This window comes from Secundilactobacillus paracollinoides DSM 15502 = JCM 11969 (genome assembly GCF_001311135.1).
GTDB lineage: Bacteria > Bacillota > Bacilli > Lactobacillales > Lactobacillaceae > Secundilactobacillus > Secundilactobacillus paracollinoides.
This window is the reverse complement of sequence record NZ_BBAG01000052.1, coordinates 1-19,441: the sequence shown is the minus strand read 5'-3', so window position 1 is coordinate 19,441 and position 19,441 is coordinate 1. Positions and strand designations below refer to the sequence as shown.

At 48.5% G+C, this 19,441-nt stretch carries 26 protein-coding genes and 1 other annotated feature; of the genes, 11 read left to right on the top strand and 15 right to left on the bottom strand.

The window, feature by feature from the left end:
• Positions 1-47: 47 nt before the first annotated feature.
• The 3 genes from JCM11969_RS13215 to JCM11969_RS13205 form a co-directional block, all read right to left on the bottom strand.
• Complete coding sequence (locus JCM11969_RS13215) at positions 48-1,340, bottom strand: MFS transporter (RefSeq protein ID WP_054711890.1); 1,293 nt, start codon at positions 1,338-1,340, stop codon at positions 48-50.
• Between the two features lie 316 nt (positions 1,341-1,656).
• The gene (locus JCM11969_RS13210) at positions 1,657-2,562 is read right to left on the bottom strand and encodes an isocitrate lyase/PEP mutase family protein (protein WP_156319366.1); all 906 of its coding nucleotides are present in this window, start codon (positions 2,560-2,562) and stop codon (positions 1,657-1,659) included.
• Entirely contained in the window at positions 2,549-3,286 is a 738-nt protein-coding gene (locus JCM11969_RS13205; RefSeq protein ID WP_054711887.1) for an isocitrate lyase/phosphoenolpyruvate mutase family protein, read from the bottom strand. The genes JCM11969_RS13210 and JCM11969_RS13205 overlap by 14 nt, the downstream gene beginning before the upstream one ends.
• Before the next feature lie 60 nt (positions 3,287-3,346).
• Positions 3,347-3,581 (bottom strand) — a binding site (T-box leader).
• A 150-nt stretch (positions 3,582-3,731) separates the two neighbouring features.
• On the opposite strand from JCM11969_RS13205, the gene JCM11969_RS13200 reads away from it, so the two are divergent.
• Positions 3,732-4,331: a pentapeptide repeat-containing protein gene (locus tag JCM11969_RS13200; protein WP_054711884.1), complete on the top strand. Its 600-nt coding sequence runs from the start codon at positions 3,732-3,734 to the stop codon at positions 4,329-4,331.
• Here the strand turns inward: JCM11969_RS13200 and JCM11969_RS13195 are convergent.
• Positions 4,328-4,651 carry a helix-turn-helix domain-containing protein gene (locus tag JCM11969_RS13195; RefSeq protein WP_054711883.1) on the bottom strand — a complete coding sequence of 108 codons (324 nt, stop codon included), beginning with the start codon at positions 4,649-4,651 and terminating at the stop codon, positions 4,328-4,330. The genes JCM11969_RS13200 and JCM11969_RS13195 overlap by 4 nt on opposite strands.
• Positions 4,652-4,794: 143 nt before the next feature.
• Positions 4,795-5,193: a MerR family transcriptional regulator gene (locus JCM11969_RS13190; protein WP_054711880.1), complete on the bottom strand. Its 399-nt coding sequence runs from the start codon at positions 5,191-5,193 to the stop codon at positions 4,795-4,797.
• A gap of 84 nt (positions 5,194-5,277) precedes the next feature.
• On the opposite strand from JCM11969_RS13190, the gene JCM11969_RS13185 reads away from it, so the two are divergent.
• The gene (locus JCM11969_RS13185) at positions 5,278-6,045 is read left to right on the top strand and encodes an MFS transporter (RefSeq protein WP_054711879.1); all 768 of its coding nucleotides are present in this window, start codon (positions 5,278-5,280) and stop codon (positions 6,043-6,045) included.
• Positions 5,985-6,755, top strand: a complete 771-nt coding sequence (locus JCM11969_RS13180) for an MFS transporter (protein ID WP_162231479.1) — start codon at positions 5,985-5,987, stop codon at positions 6,753-6,755. Before JCM11969_RS13185 ends, JCM11969_RS13180 begins: the two co-directional genes overlap by 61 nt.
• Before the next feature lie 40 nt (positions 6,756-6,795).
• Here the strand turns inward: JCM11969_RS13180 and JCM11969_RS13175 are convergent, their stop codons facing one another.
• From JCM11969_RS13175 to JCM11969_RS19315, 3 genes are all read right to left on the bottom strand, one after another.
• Positions 6,796-7,977: an MFS transporter gene (locus JCM11969_RS13175; protein WP_054711875.1), complete on the bottom strand. Its 1,182-nt coding sequence runs from the start codon at positions 7,975-7,977 to the stop codon at positions 6,796-6,798.
• A gap of 123 nt (positions 7,978-8,100) precedes the next feature.
• The gene (locus JCM11969_RS19320; RefSeq protein ID WP_263850076.1) at positions 8,101-8,628 is read right to left on the bottom strand and encodes a DMT family transporter; all 528 of its coding nucleotides are present in this window, start codon (positions 8,626-8,628) and stop codon (positions 8,101-8,103) included.
• A 17-nt stretch (positions 8,629-8,645) separates the two neighbouring features.
• A complete protein-coding gene (locus JCM11969_RS19315) occupies positions 8,646-8,987 on the bottom strand; it encodes an EamA family transporter (protein ID WP_263850075.1) in 342 nt (113 codons plus the stop codon).
• Between the two features lie 247 nt (positions 8,988-9,234).
• Here JCM11969_RS19315 and JCM11969_RS13165 point away from each other — a divergent pair, with 247 nt between their 5' ends.
• Positions 9,235-10,035, top strand: a complete 801-nt coding sequence (locus JCM11969_RS13165; RefSeq protein WP_054711873.1) for a fumarylacetoacetate hydrolase family protein — start codon at positions 9,235-9,237, stop codon at positions 10,033-10,035.
• 193 nt (positions 10,036-10,228) lie between these two features.
• On the top strand, positions 10,229-10,624 hold the full coding sequence (locus JCM11969_RS13160) for a hypothetical protein (protein WP_054711872.1): 396 nt from the start codon (positions 10,229-10,231) through the stop codon (positions 10,622-10,624).
• Positions 10,625-10,668: 44 nt separating this feature from the next.
• Here the strand turns inward: JCM11969_RS13160 and JCM11969_RS13155 are convergent, their stop codons facing one another.
• The 7 genes from JCM11969_RS13155 to JCM11969_RS13130 all read right to left on the bottom strand — a co-directional run bounded on the left by JCM11969_RS13155 (position 10,669) and on the right by JCM11969_RS13130 (position 15,034).
• Complete coding sequence (locus JCM11969_RS13155; RefSeq protein WP_054711870.1) at positions 10,669-11,385, bottom strand: gamma-glutamyl-gamma-aminobutyrate hydrolase family protein; 717 nt, start codon at positions 11,383-11,385, stop codon at positions 10,669-10,671.
• Positions 11,386-11,484: 99 nt separating this feature from the next.
• Positions 11,485-11,820: a type II toxin-antitoxin system RelE/ParE family toxin gene (locus JCM11969_RS13150; protein WP_054711868.1), complete on the bottom strand. Its 336-nt coding sequence runs from the start codon at positions 11,818-11,820 to the stop codon at positions 11,485-11,487.
• The gene (relB, locus tag JCM11969_RS13145) at positions 11,813-12,100 is read right to left on the bottom strand and encodes a type II toxin-antitoxin system RelB/ParD family antitoxin (RefSeq protein ID WP_054711866.1); all 288 of its coding nucleotides are present in this window, start codon (positions 12,098-12,100) and stop codon (positions 11,813-11,815) included. The genes JCM11969_RS13150 and relB overlap by 8 nt, the downstream gene beginning before the upstream one ends.
• A gap of 150 nt (positions 12,101-12,250) precedes the next feature.
• Positions 12,251-12,391, bottom strand: coding sequence for a hypothetical protein (locus JCM11969_RS20775; RefSeq protein ID WP_318530013.1), 141 nt, complete (start codon positions 12,389-12,391; stop codon positions 12,251-12,253).
• Positions 12,392-12,456: 65 nt separating this feature from the next.
• Complete coding sequence (locus tag JCM11969_RS20770; protein ID WP_439709749.1) at positions 12,457-12,777, bottom strand: ferritin family protein; 321 nt, start codon at positions 12,775-12,777, stop codon at positions 12,457-12,459.
• 10 nt (positions 12,778-12,787) lie between these two features.
• Positions 12,788-13,021 carry a heavy-metal-associated domain-containing protein gene (locus JCM11969_RS13135; RefSeq protein WP_054711864.1) on the bottom strand — a complete coding sequence of 78 codons (234 nt, stop codon included), beginning with the start codon at positions 13,019-13,021 and terminating at the stop codon, positions 12,788-12,790.
• Positions 13,022-13,120: 99 nt separating this feature from the next.
• Positions 13,121-15,034, bottom strand: coding sequence for a heavy metal translocating P-type ATPase (locus JCM11969_RS13130; RefSeq protein ID WP_054711862.1), 1,914 nt, complete (start codon positions 15,032-15,034; stop codon positions 13,121-13,123).
• 164 nt (positions 15,035-15,198) lie between these two features.
• Between JCM11969_RS13130 and JCM11969_RS13125 the strand changes: the two genes are divergently transcribed.
• The 6 genes from JCM11969_RS13125 (at position 15,199) to JCM11969_RS19290 (ending at position 19,316) form a co-directional block, all read left to right on the top strand.
• Positions 15,199-16,395, top strand: a complete 1,197-nt coding sequence (locus JCM11969_RS13125) for a hypothetical protein (RefSeq protein ID WP_065903830.1) — start codon at positions 15,199-15,201, stop codon at positions 16,393-16,395.
• A 42-nt stretch (positions 16,396-16,437) separates the two neighbouring features.
• Complete coding sequence (locus JCM11969_RS19310) at positions 16,438-16,827, top strand: hypothetical protein (RefSeq protein ID WP_225353304.1); 390 nt, start codon at positions 16,438-16,440, stop codon at positions 16,825-16,827.
• Entirely contained in the window at positions 16,737-17,141 is a 405-nt protein-coding gene (locus JCM11969_RS19305) for a B3/B4 domain-containing protein (RefSeq protein ID WP_225353303.1), read from the top strand. Before JCM11969_RS19310 ends, JCM11969_RS19305 begins: the two co-directional genes overlap by 91 nt.
• Positions 17,142-17,307: 166 nt before the next feature.
• Positions 17,308-17,583 carry a hypothetical protein gene (locus JCM11969_RS13115; protein ID WP_054711858.1) on the top strand — a complete coding sequence of 92 codons (276 nt, stop codon included), beginning with the start codon at positions 17,308-17,310 and terminating at the stop codon, positions 17,581-17,583.
• Between the two features lie 348 nt (positions 17,584-17,931).
• Positions 17,932-18,846, top strand: a complete 915-nt coding sequence (locus JCM11969_RS19295) for a peptide ABC transporter substrate-binding protein (RefSeq protein ID WP_263850074.1) — start codon at positions 17,932-17,934, stop codon at positions 18,844-18,846.
• Positions 18,804-19,316 (top strand): ABC transporter substrate-binding protein, encoded by a 513-nt coding sequence (locus JCM11969_RS19290; protein ID WP_225353301.1) that lies wholly within the window; start codon positions 18,804-18,806, stop codon positions 19,314-19,316. Before JCM11969_RS19295 ends, JCM11969_RS19290 begins: the two co-directional genes overlap by 43 nt.
• Positions 19,317-19,441: the final 125 nt, after the last annotated feature.

Below are 19,441 nucleotides of genomic sequence, written 5' to 3'. Positions count from 1 at the left end.
AACCAGAGTTACTTACACTCCGCCTTCTAACCGCCTCGCTCCACACTCTATTTTATTGCCTTCTGATCCGTCTCAGGTCCCCAAATGCCAATCACAATGGCAGCAATAATGGCCATCGCAGCGATTCCATAAAAGATAAACGATGCTGAAACCTGGGTGATCATGAACGCAACTGCGGTTGGCATCAGGACGTTCAGCAGCTTTGAGATCCCGTTTGAGATCCCGGCACCGCGGAACCGGTGGGTGGTCTCGAAGAGCTCGTTGTTATACACACTCACAACCGTCGCAACCAAGATGTACAGGGTGACTGTCAATAGAAAGCCGTTGATCAGGATTCCCGCCGTGGTCGTTTCATAAGCGTAACCAATCCCTAAGATTGCGGTGGCGATAAAGCCAGTTAGAATCACTTTTTTTCGACCAGCGCGGTCAACCAGTGCTGCACCAATGGCTGCACCGATTGGCGCGCCAATCATCATAATGGCTGAGAAGCCGATTGAACTGACAATGTTGATGCCGCGATTCAAAAGCAGTGTTGGTACCCAGGAGGTAAAGGTGTATTGGCACAGCAGGGTTGCACTAACGGCGACGATGGCGATAAATAGCCCGTGCGCAAAACTAATGTGGCTCGTCGGTTCGGCCTTGTCGGTGAATTCATCCTCGTCGTATTGGCCGCGTGTCGTTAATTCGTTGATAATCGTTTCCGCTTCTTCGTTGCGGCCCTTCGCCAACAACCACCGCGGTGATTCTGGGAAGTGACGACGCAGCAGCCAGAGCAAGAGCGCCAGAATCCCCATGATGATGAACATGGACCGCCAGCCAAATTTTGGAATGGCGAAGGTGGCAATCAACAGCGCAATTGGTGCCCCAGTGTTGGCAACGATGGCGTTCATACCTGACCAATGACCACGTCGTTTGATAGGCGCAAATTCGTTAACGACCGCGTACCCGGTCACGATTTCAGCACCCAACCCAATGGCGGCAATGAAGCGGCAAATGATCAGTAAGGTGATGTTGGGCATGAAAGCTGCGAGTAGGGTGAACGCGCCGAACAGTAAGAGGTTGATCTGGTACGATTTTTTGCGACCGAAGAAGTCACCGATGTATCCAGCAAGAATAGATCCGATGAACAGGCCGAGAAACCCGCTGGATAGGAACGTGGAGCCCTGCTGAATCGTCGCGAACTTCTGGGCGATCATTGTACTATTAATGGCGCTGGCCATGTACACGTCAGCGGCATCAAGAATCATGCCGGCACTGGCGAGCGCGAAGACCTTGTAAAACAGGGGTGTTTCGCGGGCAGTGTTCAATTGTGTTTCCAAGTTGAGTGCGTTAGTTGCCATAAATGAACCCTCCAATATGTGTTAGTCATGTGATGTGAACGCTATGTTTGGCGCTTGAGGAACGCCAGAAATGCTTGATGATGCTGATAAGTAGGTGCTATGTGTCGGGTGGTTGACCCGTAAGGTTTGAGATATATGTTTGGAAAGATATGGTTTGAAGAGTGTTGCTAAGTGAGCCTAATATGTGTGATGGCGCTATGTGTGGCATGATGCTAAATAATCTATGGATTGAGACTATGTGTTTTCATGAAGTTAAATGACACTATGTTTTGTATCTATGTGTGTGATGATTTGGATGACGCTATGTGTGACGCAATCAGTCCGTCATGTACTGTGCCATTTTCTCTGGCGCGTAGGCAGCGTCCCGAGCGTTGACCTTGTCTAATCCGACAAAGTCGTTGAACTTGGTAAAGGTGATCATCCGGTCCTCGAAGGACTTGGTCGTGCCTTCGCGTTGCAACGTTTGGATCAACTGCTCCTCGGCGTAGGCTTGGGTGTAAGTCATGGCGGTTGGGTGAACGACGATGTTGAAGCCTAATTTTTCCAAGTCTTCAGACCGTGTTAACGGTGTTTTGCCACCCTCAATCATGTTGGCCATTAACGGCGTGTCCGGAAAGGCATCGTGAATCTGTTGGAGTTCATCGATGCTGCGTGGTGCTTCAATGAAGATGAGGTCAGCACCGGCGGCTTTGTACCGCCGACTGCGTTCGATGGCGTTATCTAACCCGTAAACGGCGCGCGCATCGGTCCGGGACATGATGAGAAAATCATCGTGCTTGCGAGCTGCCTTAGCTGCCGCAATCTTTGCTTCGAGGACTTCAGTTGGTTCGACCTTTTTGCCATCCATGTGGCCGCAACGTTTCGGCCAAACCTGGTCTTCAATGAAGATGCCAGCTGCGCCAATGGCTTCGTAACTTTCAACGGTACGGCGGACATTATCGAGGTCGCCGTAACCGGTGTCTGCGTCGGCAAATACTGGGATGGTTGTGGCGTTAATGATTTCGCGGCAACGATTGAGTGCGATGCCGAAATCGCTGATACCTCGGTCAGGCATGGCTAAGGTTGAAGCGCTGGTGGCGTAGCCGGCTGAGAAGATGGCCTGAGCGCCACTGTCTTCTGCAATCTTGGCGGCTAGCGCATCTGGCGCAACCATCATCCGCACGATGTGGCCACTCATGACGGCCGTTTTAAAGGTATGACGCATTTGATCATTTTTCAGCATAGGTGGTGTCCTCCTTCAATAACGTTTGTAACGCGGTGTGTTGCGCCTGCAAAGCTTTGTCAGCGAGGTAACCGGTGTCGAGCCAACCGGTGATACCGCTGATCTTGGTCGTTTCCGGCGTCCAGGTGGCGAGTAGCGGTAGGTCATGATCCGAGCTGACTAACGCTTGTAGATCGGCCGTTGTGTAATGGTCGATAATGATGGCATCGGCGCCTGCGTTTGCGAGGTAGTGCATCCGCTGGCGGGCACCGTCAATGCCGTAATCCCAAATGCCTTCAAGTTTGATCCATAATTGGGTAGCCGGATTCTCAAGGCTATCCTTAGCGGCCCGCGCCTTGCCCAGCAGGTCAGCTGGTGTTGTGGTGGTTGGCCGTTCCAGGTTATGGGCAGGATAGGTTTGGTCGTTTAGCAGTAAGATGTCACCGCCGGATCGTTCCAACTCTTGGGCGGCGTAGAAGGTGTTCAGCGGATTGCCGAACCCTGACTGCAGGTCTGCGATAAGCGGTGCGGTTTTCTTTAGCTGCATGTCGCGGAGAAAGGCGGCGTACTCTGAAATGGTGAGCAGGCCGGGATTTTCCTCAGCCAGTAGGGTTTTTGTCGCCAACGTTGCGTCCAGTAGAATCGCTGGTGCCTCGCTGTTGGTGAGTAAGTTCAGTGTGTTGCCGTCGCCAGCTGCCGGAATTAATTGGCCTGGTGCTGTCTGTAATGTGCTTAGTAATGTCATTTTCGGTTCCTCCTTGTCCTTGCCGTAACCATGAAAAAACGCCCTTCAAAGATATTGTCTTCGAAGGGCGCATTGATATGCACGGTACCACCTTGTCTTTACTACAAATTGTAGTCTTAACGAGCATGCCCGTAGGCAGATTCGTCGGCCGTGATAATGGTGGCACCCATTAGATACTCCGTTTGTCGCATCTACAGCTCCGAGCTTACTTTCCTGACAGTGGGTCGCGTTCTCACACCAACCGAACGCTCTCTTGGACCTGAAATCAGTACTCCCTGCTCTTCATTGCTTTTAATCATTTTTTAATATACGAGTAGTGTAACCGATGATTTTATCATTGTAAAGCCATTTTTAATAATTATTTTTGAAACTAGCTTGAAAATCCTGCCAATTCAACGAAATTTAGCGTAAACTTTTTTCAAATACCAGACCGGAGGAACAAAAAATGCCAAACGAAATTGTGGAAGATGTCACGATTGGATTGGACGATGTCGAGCCTAATACGACCTACGTGAACTGTGAGGTGGGGTACGCCAATCATAACAGCGATGTGAGCGACGTGGTGTTTGACCACTGCACCTTTAAGCAGCATAACTTCAGTAACGGCGCGTGGGTCGACAGCGTCATCAAGAATTGTGATTTCACCAACGCGGATTTTACGCGAAGCTACTGGTTGCGCTGTCAGTTACAGGATGTCAAGCTGATGGGTGCCAATTTCGGTGATTCGGCCATCAAGAAGTTGACGGTGACGAACTGTGTTGCGGATTACTGCAATTTTAGCGATAGTAAACTGACCGATTTTTCGGCCACTGGCGACCGGTTTATTGAGAGCTATTGGAATAACGTGACGTTTGCGGGGCAGGCAGTGTTTGCTGAGTGCAACTTAACGGATGCTGATTTTATGGACAGCAAGCTGAAAGGTGTGGATCTGAGCACGTCCCAAGTTGCCGGGATTCGATTGAATCTGCAACTGGCGCGGGGATTGAAAGTATCGACGTTTCAGGCGGCGGATATTTTGGCTGGGGTTGGCGTTGAGGTGATTTAATCAATTTGCCGATGCAAAATATGATCAAGCGCGGTTGGCTGGTCTTTTAACAGTTGTAATAACCGACGCGCACTACCACGAGGTTTTGTTTTTCCAGTCTCCCAAGAGATGACGGTTCGTTTCCGTATACCCATTATCCACGCGAAGTCTTCTTGAGTAGCATGTGTTTTTTTGCGAATTGCGGTAATGCTTTTGGGTGAGTAGTCAGGTATTTCAACATTCTCAAGCACTATTGTATTTGTAATCACGTGATTTGGTTCACCTCGTAATTCGGCTTCGAATTCTTCAAGACTCTTCTCGATATCACTTTTATGCGTCAATTTAATAGTCCTTTCACTTAGTTAATAATTAATTACGTTAACCATTTTAAGATACCAATTTCTGAAATAAATAACAATTAATTGGACTATAAAAACACCCAGCAATTGATGTGTCGATTGCTGGGTGTTCTCTTCTCTTTCATCTAATTATCCGCCAACCCATCATTATCCACATCTTCACTAGGCGTCGGAATATGTTGTCCGCCATCCTTCAACCGCCCCTCCTCATGGGCGATTTTCTCGCCAAGGTAGGCAATCGTTTCATCCATTGCTTGGCGTTGCGCAATGGTTTTATCGCGGGTCGTCCGCAGCAGCGTGATCATCTCAGTAGTTGGCATGCCCGTAAAAATGGCCTTGATCTCTTCGACCGACAGGCCAGCGCGCCGGTACATCGCGATTCGATGCACGGCTGATTGTTCGACTGGGGAATAGTCACGGTCACCGCGGGCGTCGCGCTTAGGTGTCACGAGACCTTTTCGTTCATAAAATCGCAGTGCGTAGGTCGTCAGGCCACTTTCAGCAGCCATTTCTTGAATGCGCATCAAAACCGTCTCCTTTTATGTTGACTTACACCAAGTGTAACCGAGTAAACTGGTTTAGGCAATTAGGATTAGGGAGGCCGATACATGGCAACTACAGCAGAAAAACAACAAAATACAGCAATGCACGCATTCGCACTATCCAACGTCATGGTTGGACTGGAATCAACAATCGTGGCCACTGTCATTCCGGCCATTGTGGACGAATTACACGGTATTCGGTTAATGAGCTGGGTCCTGACCGCATACCTGTTAATGATGGCGGTCACGGCACCTATTTGGACGAAACTCTCTGAGCGGTACGGGACGAAACGGTTAATGATCATTGGGACAACGATCTTTGTCTTGGCTTCAATTACTGAAGGGTTATCGGTCAACATGTACATGCTGATCGTGGCGCGGTTAGTGATGGGTATCGGCGCTGGCGCAATGGCGCAGTTACCGTACGTGATTTACGGGACACAATTGCCGACCGAAAAACGGGTGAAGGCAATCGGTAACGCCATTGGCGCCTATTCGATTGCTTCTGCCATTGGGCCACTGATCGGTGGCTGGATCACGGATAGTATCGGCTGGCGCTGGGTATTCTTCATCAACGTGCCAATCGGACTTCTGATGATCTGGCTGATCGTGCGCAACTACCATGAGCAGTTCACACCGAATCGGGAGACCATTGACTACCGCGGGGCGCTGAGCCTCTCTGTTGCCATCATTTCACTGATGCTGATGATTCAAGAACTTGGTGCCCAGAACCCGAAAATGGTCGTTGTGGCGGTCGAAGCGTCATTGCTATCGTGGTTGGCGCCTACTTCTTCTGGACGGAACGTCACGCAGTTGACCCGATCATCCCAATGAATTTGTTTGGCAACCGGTCGTACATGGCCAAAAATGTGATGATGTTCTTTCAGTACGGCATGGTCAGCTTTGTGAACAGTTACATTCCGATGTGGGGGCAAGGCATCTATGGTCTGTCAGCGCTGAAGGGTGGTTTGATTCTGGTGCCATCGTCCATTCTGCTAGCGGTTGGAACTCGGATGGTGAGCCCGTTAATGGCAAACAACTCTGAGAAACGGTTAATTCGAACTGGGAGTTACGCCATGCTGCTGGCCATTGTGATTTTGGCAGTGGTCCAGCAAACGTCTAGTGTGTGGTTCCTAGCCTTAGCTGGCGCAGTGTTTGGTATCAGTACCGGAATCGTCAATGGCACCTCGCAGGTAGCCGTTCAGGATGCCGTGGCGCAGGACCAAATTGGTCCAGCAACAGCGTTGAATTCACTGATTCGGACGATTGGGTCGACGATGGTGCTGTCCATGTTGTCACTGAGCCTGAACACGACGTTTAAAAACGCCATTAACGCGCACCATGGCAAGATTCAGATCAACCAACTGAACGCCATCAGCAGTTCGGCTTCGGCAGCTGATCTGCCAAGCAAACTGGTACCGTTACTGCGGACCATTTTATATCAGGGCTTCCATTACCTGGCCCTGTGGAGCGTTTTATTCATGGCACTGAGTATTCTGTTTACCTATGTGGATCCGTGGAAAACGCGGGATAATCTGAAGTAATTCAAAAAGCAACCCACCATTTGCGGTAGGTTGCTTTTTACTACGCATTCAAACGTTCCGGTTCCTTTAAAACGAGATGACCTAAGAGTGACACAATCAAAAAGCCAAGGGCAACTAGGCAGACGCCGTTCCACCCAGCCCGGCTCCAGGCCCAGGTGGCGGTCAGTGTGCCAAGTGATCCGCCCATGAAGTAGCCGAACATGAAGACCGAGTTATTGCGGCTGCTTTGGGCTTTATTGAGTGACTGAACAATGGCCTGATTCGAGACTTGGCTGAACTGTGTCCCAAGATCAAGCAGCACGATGCCGACAATGAGTCCCAGCATCCAGTGACCAATTAGCCAAAAGAGCAGAAAGGCGAGGGTTGAAAAGCCAATCGACATGCCAATGGTCAGCCGAGGTGACCTGTGATCGACCATGGTGCCAATATACGGTGCAGCGGTAACGCCAGCAATGCCTAATAGGCCTAGCAGACCGACGATGTTGCTGCCATAGTGGTACTGGGAGGCGAGATAAAACGCCAGCGTGGACCACATGACGTTGGAGACGCCAAACATACAAAAGCCGTTTATCGTGGCACCTTGAAGTGGTCGCTGGGTGATGAATAAGTGGGGTAATGACCGGATGACGCTGAAATAGTTGAGGCTGTGATGCCCACGCGGATCTCGCGGTAAATACTTGTGCACGACGCCGAGTAAAACGATGTCCAGCACCGCGGCAATCAAGTAAATTTGTTGCCACGGGATGACGCTGCCAAGCAACCCGCTAAAGGATCGCGACAACAAGATTCCCGTTAACAGACCGCTGAGTACGGTGCCCAGAACTTTCCCCCGTTGTAAGGCTGGTGCCAGAAAGCCGGCGTAGGGGATAATGATCTGTGGGGCAACCGAGGTGATGCCGATCAGCGTCGTTGCCACCGCGAAGACGCCCATGGTTGGTGATAGGAACGCAAGTAGCAGCGCAATGATCGATAACACCATCATGAACTGAATCAGGTGGTAGCGGTCAAAAATATCGCCGAGGGGCACGATCAGTAATAGTCCGAACGCATAGCCGAGCTGGGTCAGCATGGCGAGAATGCCAACGACTGCTTTAGAAATTTGAAAATCGGTAGCGATCAGCCCTCCGATGGGTTGAATGAAGTTTAAATTGGCGACGATAACGCCCGCTGTGAAGGCCATCATCAAAACTGTTTTTCGTGGTAAAGCTGGTTCTGTTTCCATTGTAAGACTCCCGTTTTAGTAGATTTTGAGTTGTTTGGATCTACTGCGCGGAAAGGGGTTCTCGGTGCGTTTGATGAGCCAGTGGAATAAGTGATAGGTCATGAAAAACACCTCTTTGTTCGGTTAGTTTCTTAATGTTAAAATAACGCCGATAAAAATCAGCAGGCACCCAAAAACAAAGCTGATATGCAGGGCTTCTCCCAAAACGAGCCAACCTAAAAGACTGCCGACTAGCGGCTGGAAAAAGAAAAATAGTCCAGACTGGCTTGCCTGCAAGAGTTGGAGACCTTTATTCCACAGCACAAACGCAACAGCAGTGGAAATGATGCCGAGGTAGAGAATACCGCCGCCCACTTTGGGTGTCAGCATAATGGCCCAGTTGAAAGCGTGGTAGCCAATCAGGATGACCGGTGTCAGACCAATAAGGACAACTAATGTGCCGATTGTTGTCACCTGCAGGGCTGAGTATCGAGCCGGTACCTTTTTTAGTAAGACAGACATTAACGCCCAGGTGAGGGCGGCAATCGTTAATGAAATCACGCCTAATGTTTGGTGCGCATGAACGTGGAGGCCACCACCAGCAAGGATGACGCCAATTGTTGCGCAGGTTACGGCTAACACGCGCGTGAATGTGAGACGTTCTTTGAGCAACCATGCCGCAAAAAGCGTCATAAAGGCCGGTGTTGTGGCGGTGATGATCGACCAATTTGGGCGTTTGCGAGCATGGTACCCGTTTCTTGAAACACAATTGAGGCGAGCTGTCCGATAATACCAATACTGATAAGTAAGGGCCAGTCCTTTTTAGCAACGTGCCAGTTGATATGTTGTTGCAGGCCCAATAGGACTAATGCTACGATAGCAATCACGTAGCGTGACCACACCAGTAGAAAAGGCGAAACACTGGGAACAACGACCTTGACGACGACAAACATGCCGCCCCAGATGCTAGCGGCGATCGTGAGGTACAGACTGCCAATGAGTTTTGATTTAGTGGCTTGTTTCTGATACATTTTTTGGACTCCTTAAGTTAGTTGGCGGATGTTCGCCTAACTGAGCTGAAGGATGGATTTGCTCAGTAGCGGCTTACGCAACGACTGGCACATCATTTTCAAATAATGGGGCGTATAACATGGTGAGTCCTCCTTTAGATGACATGAATGCTACAATTATAGAACAATTAAGAACAGATTTCATTTTTTGGTGACTTTAGTGTTAAGAACTCCGCCAATATGCTATCCTGATAGCGAGGTGAAGAACATGAAAATTGCCATGCGAAACGGAAAACCATTTATCATTAAAGATGAAACTCACGGGTCACCTGTGCAAAACGCCCAGACGATTATCGATGTGTTGCACCAGGCGCCGGGTAACAGATTGTTAGGTGAATCGGAAGCGTTTACCCAAGATGAATTGGAACAGCCGATCACGGATCCCAAACAGGTCTTTGCGGTGGGGATGAACTACCGCGACCATTCAGCGGAAATTCATATTGAGTTGCCTAAAGCACCAAGTATTTTTACGAAATTCAGCAGTTCGTTAGCACCATCAGTTGTTGACGTGAAGGCTCATGGGCCGCAGACAGACTGGGAAACTGAGATCGTCGCTGTGATTAAGGATGGCGGCAGAAACATCTCAGTTGAAGACGGCTGGAAGCACGTTGCCGGTGTCATGGTCGGGGAAGATATTTCGGATCGCGAAGTACAGTTTGAAAATGATAACCCGCAGTTCTCAATGGGCAAGTCGTTCGAAAATTACGGGCCAATCGGTCCTTGGTTGACCACGGTTGACGAACTGGATAATCTAGACGATGAAGTGATCACCACAAAGGTGAATGGTAAAACCATGCAAGAGGCACCGTTAAGCCAGATGATTTTTTCGATTCCCGAATTGGTGCACTATCTGTCAACGGTGACCGAGTTGCGGCCGGGTGATTTGATCTTTACTGGAACGCCGAGCGGTACCGGCGTTGGCCATGACCCGCAGATCTTTTTGAAGGCGGGCGATGAGCTGACCGGGAGTATTACGCATTTGGGGACTTTGAAGATGTCGATTAAATAAACCAATTTTAAAAAGATGGACTATTTCATGAACTCAGGTTTGAGTATTATGAAATAGTCCTTTTTGTGACCAATTATGGGTTGTGGCTGTTAAGTTGACAAATGGAAAACCATTCCCAACAGATAGTAAATATTTGATTGGTATTTCTATACTGATATTAGTGTTCTATAATGTTTTTAGGGGAGATGATAGTTTGAAAAATGGATTAATGACGGTAACAGTATTTGCCTTAGCAACAACCCTAGGTCTATCTGCAACAGTTGGTGGCACCTCAGCAAAAGCGGCTACCTGGCACAAGGGAACGCCTAAGGTCTTTGTGGGTCAGAAGTATCGCGGCCCATATATCAAGTCCTTGCGAGACATTGCACGACATTATGAACACGTGTCGGCTACGAAGACAACTTATTCAGTCTATGGATTTCAGTATGCTTTCAAAATGACAGGGACTTCTTATAAGTACGCAAATAAAACGTACTATATACGCGGTAAATCATTTGGTGAAACAATGACCGTTAAAATTAAGCGTTTAAGTACGAAGAAAATTAGAATTCTGCCAGCAGGTACTTGGCAGACGATGATGCGTTATTAGCATAAATAGAAACAACACCTTTTTGGGTGTTGTTTTTATTTATGCTAAGCACGCCCATTCTGACAGCGCTCCACAAAATCCTCAAACAAGGCGTTCTCCTCAGGCATCGTTTCATACAAATACTCGGGATGCCATTGAACGGCTACTACTTGGTCGTTATCTTGCGATTCAATCATCTCGACAGCGCCGTCGTCAGCTCTTCCGGAAACCATTAAGTGGGAGCCGGGATTCTTTACCGTTTGGTGGTGGTTGGAGTTGACGTACGGATGTGAGCCCAGAATTTCGGCTGCAATCGTGTCACCCTTAATATTGACGTGGTGGGTCGGATAGATCAGCGGGGCTTCCTGCTGGTGCTTTAGGCGGGCATCTGGAAACTGACTTGGAAAGTCCTGGTACATGGTGCCGCCAAGCGCGATTGCGATGATTTGAGCCCCACGGCAAATACCGAAGATGGCCTTGCCAGCAGAAAATGCTTTTTGACACAGCGCAACCTCAAACTGGTCCTTTTTCATAGACGTGGCACCGATCTCACGGATGGGTTCCTCGCCAAATAGCGTGGGGTCGATGTCGGGACCACCCAGAAACGCAAACCCGTCACAGCGGGTTACATAGTCTTCCGCAAGTTCTGGATTGTTACTCGGCAGCATCACAGGAATCCCGCCAGCGGCAATCACCGCCTGCATGACGTTATCGTAAGCGTAGTCGCGAAAGCCGAGGTCCGTTTTTACAGTGTCGGCTGGCATGCCGATCAATGGTTTCATTGTCATCACTTCTCAGTCCGTTTTAAGACTAGGATACGCCTTCTTGCGATTGTGGTATAGCCAATTTAGGGAAGGATAAGTAAAATTCGTGTTATAAGTTCACAAAAAGAGTTGTGTATAATCACTTTTTGTAGGTAAAAGGTCAATAACGTGGACAATTTTTTTTGAATCATCAATAAAGTACAGAACGATATATTTTCCGGAAACAATGGGTATTCCTAATGTGGTGTGGTTTTGAAGTAGTTGACGACCCATTTTTTTGTCAGTATTGAAGCCACGATCAGGAGAATCGGCAAGTTGCCGAATATCAATAATCATTTGTTTTACGCGTAAATCAGCTGCCTCGTTTGCATATAGTACGTCAGCAATATAACTGTGAATAGACTTAATTTGGTTAAAAATGTCATTAGAAATTTGGATGGCATATTTACTCAAAAAATTCACGCTCCAGTTGATTTAGGGTAGTATAATTTCCTTTATTAATTTCTGATTCATTATGTTGCACTCTTTTTTGTAATTGGTCAATTAATTTTTCGCGTTCTAATTCATCATTAGTCTTAAAAGGAAGTTCTTTCCTGCTGGCAACAAATTCAAGAAACATGTTAAATCCTTGAGAGGCATCTAAATGTTTTTCAGCAAAGACGGCTTTAGCTTCCTGTAAGACCTGACTATTCGTTCTAAAGTTTACCTGTGTGTCTTTTTTTAATTGGTTCAAAATAAGTCCCCCAATCTGAAATGTATAGCTGCGTATATACACTAGCATAATTTCTCATTATATTCTAGAAAATTGACCTGAATTTAAAATTGTATCAAAAAAGGTCACTAGAAATTATTTCTGGTGACCTTTTTGATACAGGTTTAATAATTATTCCGGCTTCTCCACTTTATGCCCCAAGACATCCTCTAACACGCGAACGTCATGGTTATTCTGACCAAGAATCGTCGTCAGATAGGCTGCCATTGCTGGTCGGTCTTCCTTTTCAGCTAAGGTAATGGCACGTGTCACAAACAGGTTTTGCGTATTGAAATCTTCAATCGTTGTCGTCAGTACGTCTTCGGTGGCGTGGTACTTTAGCGACCGTCCTCTTCCAACATTTTATAGTCTTCGTATTCAGCCGTGGTCGACGGTGGCAATTGGCCCTCGTCTAGCAGTACATCAGCGAGGTCATCGTAGGTCTGGCGTGCTTCAGTAATCAGGTCGCGGTACAGGGACTTGATTGCCACACTTTCAGGCCCGGTTAGGAACCACAGTGCTTGGTGGAGCTTCGTAATGTTGATGTTTAGATTTGCCACGATGTGACCGGTCATTGCCCCAGCCGTTGGGGTGTGGTGGTCGGTATCGGCTTGCTTTACTTCAGCCTGGTAAGCTGTCTCAATTTCGTCGTTTGTCATGTCCTTCTCCTTAGGCTTCAGCCTTGACCTTGATGTGTTCAACGGTGTAGCCGAGCTTCGTGATCACTTCAGCGAGTTCGTCTGCGGTGGTTTGACTGTCATCAAAATCGACCTTGACCTTGCTGGCATTGAATAAAACCTGAGCCTTTTCAACACCGGGGTGTTTGGAAACGGCACTCTGAATCTTTGTCATACATGATGGGCAGGTCAGTCCATCTAGTTGTAATACTGCGCGTTTTGTCATGATAACGACCTCCTAAGTCTGTTGTGTTTGTCTTTATGAGTCTAGTGTAGTTGGAAATGACTAGTTTGAACTTGACGCAGGTCAAGTTTGGCCACTTTTTTAATTCGAGTGCGCCATCGTCGTTTTACCCGTAATGGCTGGACTAGTGGGTAACTTTCCGTAGTTAATGAGCCGCATCGCGTTGAAGATGACCACGAGAATGCTGGCTTCGTGCACGAACATCCCGCTGGCCATGTAAATGAAGCCGATAATGAGGCCAATCAGCAGGAAGATGACGACGCCGATGGCGATTACAATATTTTCCTTGGTGACGCGAACGGTCTTCTTTGCCAGGGCGAAGGCGTGAACGAGGGCCTGAAAACTGGATTGCATGAGCACAACGTCAGAGGTTTCGATGGCCACATCGGTGCCGCTGCCCATGGCGATCCCGATATCAGCGGTCGCGATAGCGGGACTGTCGTTGATGCCGTCGCCGACGAAGGCAACGTGGTGGCCGGCTGCTTGAGCGGTTTTAATGGCAGCCACTTTTTGTTCCGGTAACAGCTCTGCGTGGATTTCATCGATCCCAATTTGGGCAGCAACGGCATTTGCTGTGGCCTGGTTATCACCAGTCAGCATCACGAGGTGCTTGGCACCGTGGTCACGTAACGCTTGAAGTTGGGCCTTCACTTCTGGCCGAACCACGTCAGCCACCCCCACGATAAGGGCAAGTTGACCGTCAATAGCTTCAATGACCACTGAGCTGCCAGTGTTTTGGATGCTGGCTAAATCAGTTTCTTGAGTTGGCGTCAATGTGATCTGGTTTGCAGTGAGCAACGCTTTGTTACCAACTAGCACGTGATGGCCGTCCACGTCAGCGATGAGCCCTTGTCCCTTGACCGTACTGTTTTCGGTGACAGTCATCGTGCTAAATGGGAGCGTCATTTCAGTCACGTGATCAATGACGGCTTTGCCCAGCGGATGGTCGGAGAGTTGTTCAACTCTGGCAAGCAGGGCGAACGCAGTAGTTTCGTTATCAGTATAAGATTTAACCTGAGTGACGGCCGTGTTGCCCGTAGTCAGGGTGCCGGTTTTATCAAACATGAACGTGTCGATCTTTGAAAAATCATCCATCACGGCACCACCCTTTAGGAGGATGCCGCGTTTGGCGCCGTTACCGATACCGGCAACGTTTGCGACTGGCGCACCAATCACGAGGGCACCGGGGCAGCCGAGGACCAGAACAGTAATGGCGGTGGTGAAGCTCTGGGTGGCCAGATAAACGATCAGTGCAATGACGAGCACTGCTGGTGTGTAGTACTGGGCAAACCGATCGATAAAGGATTCCGTTTTCGACTTGGTATCCTGCGCATCTTCGACCAGTTCGATGATTTTCCCAAACGTGGTGTCGTCGCCGACCTTGGTTGCTTCAACGGTTAACGTCCCGTTACTGAGTTCGGAGCCGGAAAAAACAGTGTCGCCAGGTTGTTTTGTGACCGGTGCAGATTCACCGGTGATCACGGCTTCGTTAAGGTAGCCGGAGCCCTCGATGATCGTGCCGTCGACTGGGATGGTGCCACCGGTTTTGACGAGCACGTTGTCGCCCTTGTCCACGTCGTCGAGGTCAACTTCTTCTGTTGTGCCATCGGCGTGCAGCAGTTGGGCAGTTGCGGGTGCCATTTCGGTGAGCAATTTAATCGAATCACGAGTTTTGGCCAGCGTCCGCTGTTCCAGATAACTCCCGAAAAGAAACAGGAAGGTCACGATGGCGGATTCGTTGTATTCACCAATGATGAAAGCACCGATGACAGCAATTGAGACTAATAGTTCAATACTGATGACCTTGACCCGCAGTGCCTGGTAGGCGTGGATCATGATCGGGATAGCCGCAATAATTGATGCCAGCATCATGGCAATGGTATAGCCAAACTGGTTGTGCAGCCCGAACTGACTGAGGTAGGCCGCAACGATTAAAATGGCGCTGATCAGTGTGATATGATTTTGGTGGTCTTGGATAAAGTGTTGAAACTTCATAGGAGTCGCATCCTTTCGTGTGTTCGCTTGATTGACTACAGCATACGGCCATTTGCTGGAAAACAACTTGACGGGTATCAAGTTAGCGATAAAAGTTGCGAAATTTGCAACTTTACTAGAAAATGGGGAGTGTAGATTAAGGAAGAGGAATGGAAAAACCACACATGTCAGAACAAAAAGTTCGGCTTAAACTGCCGCAAAAAGTTACACAACAACTTGAATTAAAGGATGGCGACCAGGTGAAGATCACGTTGCGTAATAACGACGCGCTGATTCAATCCCACGCCAGTGAAATTTCGTTATACCAACGCATTTCATTAGCGTGGTTCGTCCTGCCAGCGGTTGCCTGCAGTCTATTGTTTAATGGGTTCTTCGCTGTTCGGGGAGATAATCAGATTCCGTTGAGCGGGAACACCTCGTTAGCGACGGGGACGATCCTGCTAGGCGTCATTATGGGCACCATATTATTTGGCATCTTTTTCGTCCGGGAACGACGCAACCAGACCAACACATTTTCACAGAACATCTACTGGCGGAATTTTCCGGTCATTATTTTGTCGTTTGCTTTAATTTTGGGGCTCACGTTATTGGGAAGTTTCTGGTTATTTGAAACGATGTTTGACGGGTTATCTTTTGACCGGTTGACGGCAACGATCATCTTTTTCGTTTTTGAAACGATCATTAACTACTTGATGATCCTGCTGGCTTTTTCGCTGGCGCCGAATATTTTGATCCGGCTATTCACATTAGTCATCGTCAGCGACGTGCTGATCGCCATGGCATCTAACACATCGCGGCGCTGGTGGCAGTATAATCTCAGCTTCCTGGGGACAAAGTTGGCCAGCAACAGTTGGCAATTTAACATTACGTTGATCTTCTCCGCGTTGATCATGGTTGCCCTAGTAGACTATATTTTCGTCTCGCTGCATGCCATTTATCCGCACTCTTGGCGGCTGAATATTTTACGCAGTATTTTGACATTGATGGCGGTTGACCTTGGCGCCGTTGGTTTTTTTCCAAACAACGCTGCGTCACATTACATGCACGATAAGGTGGCAGGGTTTCTGGTCTACTTCATCATCGTTTTGATTGTCGGCATTCGCTGGTTACTGCCCGGAGTGACGCGCGAATTTTTGACATTGTCTTACACGATTGGCGCAATTTTGGTCGCCGCTGATATTTTATTTCAGGGGATCGGTTACCTTTCGCTGACCGCGTTTGAAATTATTGGGTTCGCGCTATCGTTTGGCTGGGTGGTCATGCTATTGCAGCTTTTGCAACAGCTGATCGGCCGCGGAACGCGGGTGTTTTATGTCAAAGCGAAGATCAAGCCTTCTGAAAATGACAAAGACCTGTTATAATAGTGACAACTGCAACAAAAATAGTGAAGGGATGTGCTTACGATGAGTCAGTTCGTTGTTGAAAAACCATTTTGGGATATTTTTCCGGAGGTCCGCATTGCGTTGATCCGGGTAACTGGGTTGGACAATCAGGACCACGGTCAGTTGCCTGCGTCGATCTTAGAGGACGCAAATGCGCACGTTGCGGATTTAATTCCCGATGATCCAATCAGTGCCAATCCGCTGATTCACGAGTGGCGCGAGGCGTTTCGGAAGTTCAAGACCAAGAAGGGCGCCCGCTGTGCCGTAGAAAATTTGCTGAAACGCTCAAAGAACGGCAATCCTGTGCGGTCGATCGACCCATGGTGGATCTGTATAATGCGTGCTCGCTGCGAACGGGTTTTCCAGTCGCAAGTCTGGATACGGCATCGATTCAAGGCGATATCCGTTTAACGGTAGCCAAGGGCGGCGAACCCTTTCAGGCTATCAGTGAAGATGAACCGGAACCGGCATTGGATGGGGAAGTCATCTACGCAGACGACGCTGGTGTTGTGAGTCGCTGCTGGTGCTGGCGCGATGCTGAACGGGTCGAGACCCGCGATGATACTACCGCTGCTACGATGTACATTGAGTGTTTGAAGCCGGAGTGGCAGGCGGATCATGAAGCAGCTGTGAATCAACTGACCAGTCAAATTGAGCAGTATTTGGGGGCGCAGACGGAGACGGTTTATGTTGATGAGGCGCATCGTGCGGTAGATTATGACTGAGAATGGTACAGGGCGGAGAATCGACGCTAATGTCAAGGTCGTTAAATGGTAAGGCTATAACCAGAATTATTTGTAACCTGCTTGAATCAACCGACTAGCGTAGGTCACGCATATTGCGTAAGATGACCATGACGGCAACACCTTCGGCACACAAGGAGGCCAACAGATGGTAAAACAGCTTACGTATCCAGTCATTATTACTGAATTTAACGATGAAGATGGTCACTATTTCGGTGCAACATCACCAAATATTCCTGAAATGGTGACGCAAGGCACGACTTTCGCTGAGGCAGCATATTGGTCGAAAAATGCGATTGTCACAATGTTGGATGGTGAAAAACCCTATCCTAAGCCACAAGATCCCGATAATTGGATACTGAATAAAAATGACCGTGTGATTACTGTCACCGTCACGATGACAAGCGCTGCTCAGTTCGATTGAGTAGCGCTTTTTTAGCGTCGTAATCCAACACTATCAATAGATTTTCTAAGCGTTTTCACATTTAATTTGGTAAAATAGAACCAGTTAAGACTCAAAAAGAGGGGGAATCATCGTGAAACGTTTTAAAAAATTGCTACTCGGCACCAGCGTGTTGCTAGCTGGCGTCTTATTGGCTGCCTGTGGCAACAATGGCAAGTCGACCTCCAAGAAGTCGATCTCGCTGATGCAGACGTCCGACCTGACAAGCTTGGATAACACCAACCAAGCCACCATGCCAGAATTTAACACGCTGACTAACATTTCAGAGGGGCTGTACCGTCTGAATAGTAAGAATCAACTGTGGCGGCCATGGCAACGAAAATCGTTAAACCAACGGCAAACGGCACTAAGTACGTCTTCCATATTCGCAAGGATGCCAAATGGAGCAACGGGGATCCGGTCACTGCGGCTGACTTTGAGTATTCTTGGAAACGGTCGCTGAATCCAAAAAACAATCCAGTTTATACGTATATTTTCAGTGGGATCAAGAACGCGGATGCCATCATCGCGGGTAAGAAGTCATACAAAACGCTTGGTATCAAAGCAACCGGCAAGCGAACCTTGACGATTACCTTGGACCACCCGATGACCTACTTTAATAAGTTAATGGCCATGCCAGTCTTCATGCCACAGGATAAGACCTTTGTGCAGAAGGTGGGCGTGAAAAACTACGGGACATCTTCCAAGAATACCGTTTCAAATGGCGCGTTTAAGATCACTGGCTGGACCGGGACGAACGACACGTATACGTTAAAGAAGAATACCCATTACTGGGATAAGAAGGCTATCAAGCTAGATGAAATTAAGTATCAGACCGTCAAGGATGCCAATACAGCGCACAATTTGTTTACGTCTGGCAAACTGGATGATGCGACGATTTCTGGTGTAACGGCTAAGAATCTGCAGAAGAACAAGGACCTGAAGTCGGTACCAAAGGCCTGGACCTACTACCTGCAAGTCAACCAGCGTAACGGTCAACCACTGGCCAACAAGAAGTTGCGGCAGGCCATTTCTCTGGCCATCAACCGGAAATCTCTGACCAGCAAAGTCCTCGCTGACGGTTCAACGCCAGCCAGCAGTTTTGTGAGTCCGGGGACTTCGACAGATCCAACGACGGGTAAGGATTTCAGCAAGGAAACGAGTACGTCGACTGCGCAGAATGTGACCAAGGCCAAGCAACTGTGGCTGAAGGCCGCAAGGAAGCCAATATCACTGGGACGCTGAAGTTGTCGATCATTGGCGATGACCAGGATGTGACGAAGAATGTTGCCCAATTTGTGCAAAGCCAGATTCAGGAAAATCTACCAAATGTGAAAGTAGAAATCAGTAATTTACCTGATAAGGGCTTCCAGGATAAGAAGACTAACGGTAACTTCTCGTTGAGTCAGTGGTACTGGCTGGCAGATTTCGCCGATCCAATCAACTATCTGGGCATTCTAACATCCGGCAACACGATGAATCCGGGTCACTATAGTGATCAAACCTATGATAAATTAGTGGCGGATGCCAAGAAGGCGGGTAACCAATCCACGTATTGGCGTGATTTGAGAGCGGCTGAAAAGCGCCTGCAATCGCAAATGGGTATCATTCCGTTGTACTACGTGAAGGAATCGCATTTGGTGAACCCGAAGTTGACTGGGGTTGAGTATCATGTTGCTGGATTTGCGGATTATACTAGGGCGTATTTGAAGTAGTAGAGTGTGGAGCAGGGCGCTTTGAGGGCGGAGCGTAAGGCACTTTGACCCGAAAAGTCCGGGCCTGACTTTTTGGGTCGAAGTGCCTTACGCAGTAGTCCTCAGCCTGCGGAACACGTTTCGGC

Coding starts and splice junctions, on each gene's coding strand:
- JCM11969_RS13135 (WP_054711864.1), bottom strand. CDS start 13,021: ATGACAAAACGCGCAGTATTACAACTAGATGGACTGACCTGCCCATCA.
- JCM11969_RS19305 (WP_225353303.1), top strand. CDS start 16,737: ATGGTGGATCTGTATAATGCGTGCTCGCTGCGAACGGGTTTTCCAGTC.
- JCM11969_RS13115 (WP_054711858.1), top strand. CDS start 17,308: ATGGTAAAACAGCTTACGTATCCAGTCATTATTACTGAATTTAACGAT.
- JCM11969_RS13215 (WP_054711890.1), bottom strand. CDS start 1,340: ATGGCAACTAACGCACTCAACTTGGAAACACAATTGAACACTGCCCGC.
- JCM11969_RS13210 (WP_156319366.1), bottom strand. CDS start 2,562: ATGCTGAAAAATGATCAAATGCGTCATACCTTTAAAACGGCCGTCATG.
- JCM11969_RS13205 (WP_054711887.1), bottom strand. CDS start 3,286: ATGACATTACTAAGCACATTACAGACAGCACCAGGCCAATTAATTCCG.
- JCM11969_RS19310 (WP_225353304.1), top strand. CDS start 16,438: ATGAGTCAGTTCGTTGTTGAAAAACCATTTTGGGATATTTTTCCGGAG.
- JCM11969_RS13155 (WP_054711870.1), bottom strand. CDS start 11,385: ATGAAACCATTGATCGGCATGCCAGCCGACACTGTAAAAACGGACCTC.
- JCM11969_RS19315 (WP_263850075.1), bottom strand. CDS start 8,987: ATGTATCAGAAACAAGCCACTAAATCAAAACTCATTGGCAGTCTGTAC.
- JCM11969_RS13175 (WP_054711875.1), bottom strand. CDS start 7,977: ATGGAAACAGAACCAGCTTTACCACGAAAAACAGTTTTGATGATGGCC.
- JCM11969_RS13185 (WP_054711879.1), top strand. CDS start 5,278: ATGGCAACTACAGCAGAAAAACAACAAAATACAGCAATGCACGCATTC.
- JCM11969_RS13200 (WP_054711884.1), top strand. CDS start 3,732: ATGCCAAACGAAATTGTGGAAGATGTCACGATTGGATTGGACGATGTC.
- JCM11969_RS19295 (WP_263850074.1), top strand. CDS start 17,932: ATGGCAACGAAAATCGTTAAACCAACGGCAAACGGCACTAAGTACGTC.
- JCM11969_RS13130 (WP_054711862.1), bottom strand. CDS start 15,034: ATGAAGTTTCAACACTTTATCCAAGACCACCAAAATCATATCACACTG.
- JCM11969_RS20770 (WP_439709749.1), bottom strand. CDS start 12,777: ATGACAAACGACGAAATTGAGACAGCTTACCAGGCTGAAGTAAAGCAA.
- JCM11969_RS13165 (WP_054711873.1), top strand. CDS start 9,235: ATGAAAATTGCCATGCGAAACGGAAAACCATTTATCATTAAAGATGAA.
- JCM11969_RS13125 (WP_065903830.1), top strand. CDS start 15,199: ATGTCAGAACAAAAAGTTCGGCTTAAACTGCCGCAAAAAGTTACACAA.
- JCM11969_RS13190 (WP_054711880.1), bottom strand. CDS start 5,193: ATGCGCATTCAAGAAATGGCTGCTGAAAGTGGCCTGACGACCTACGCA.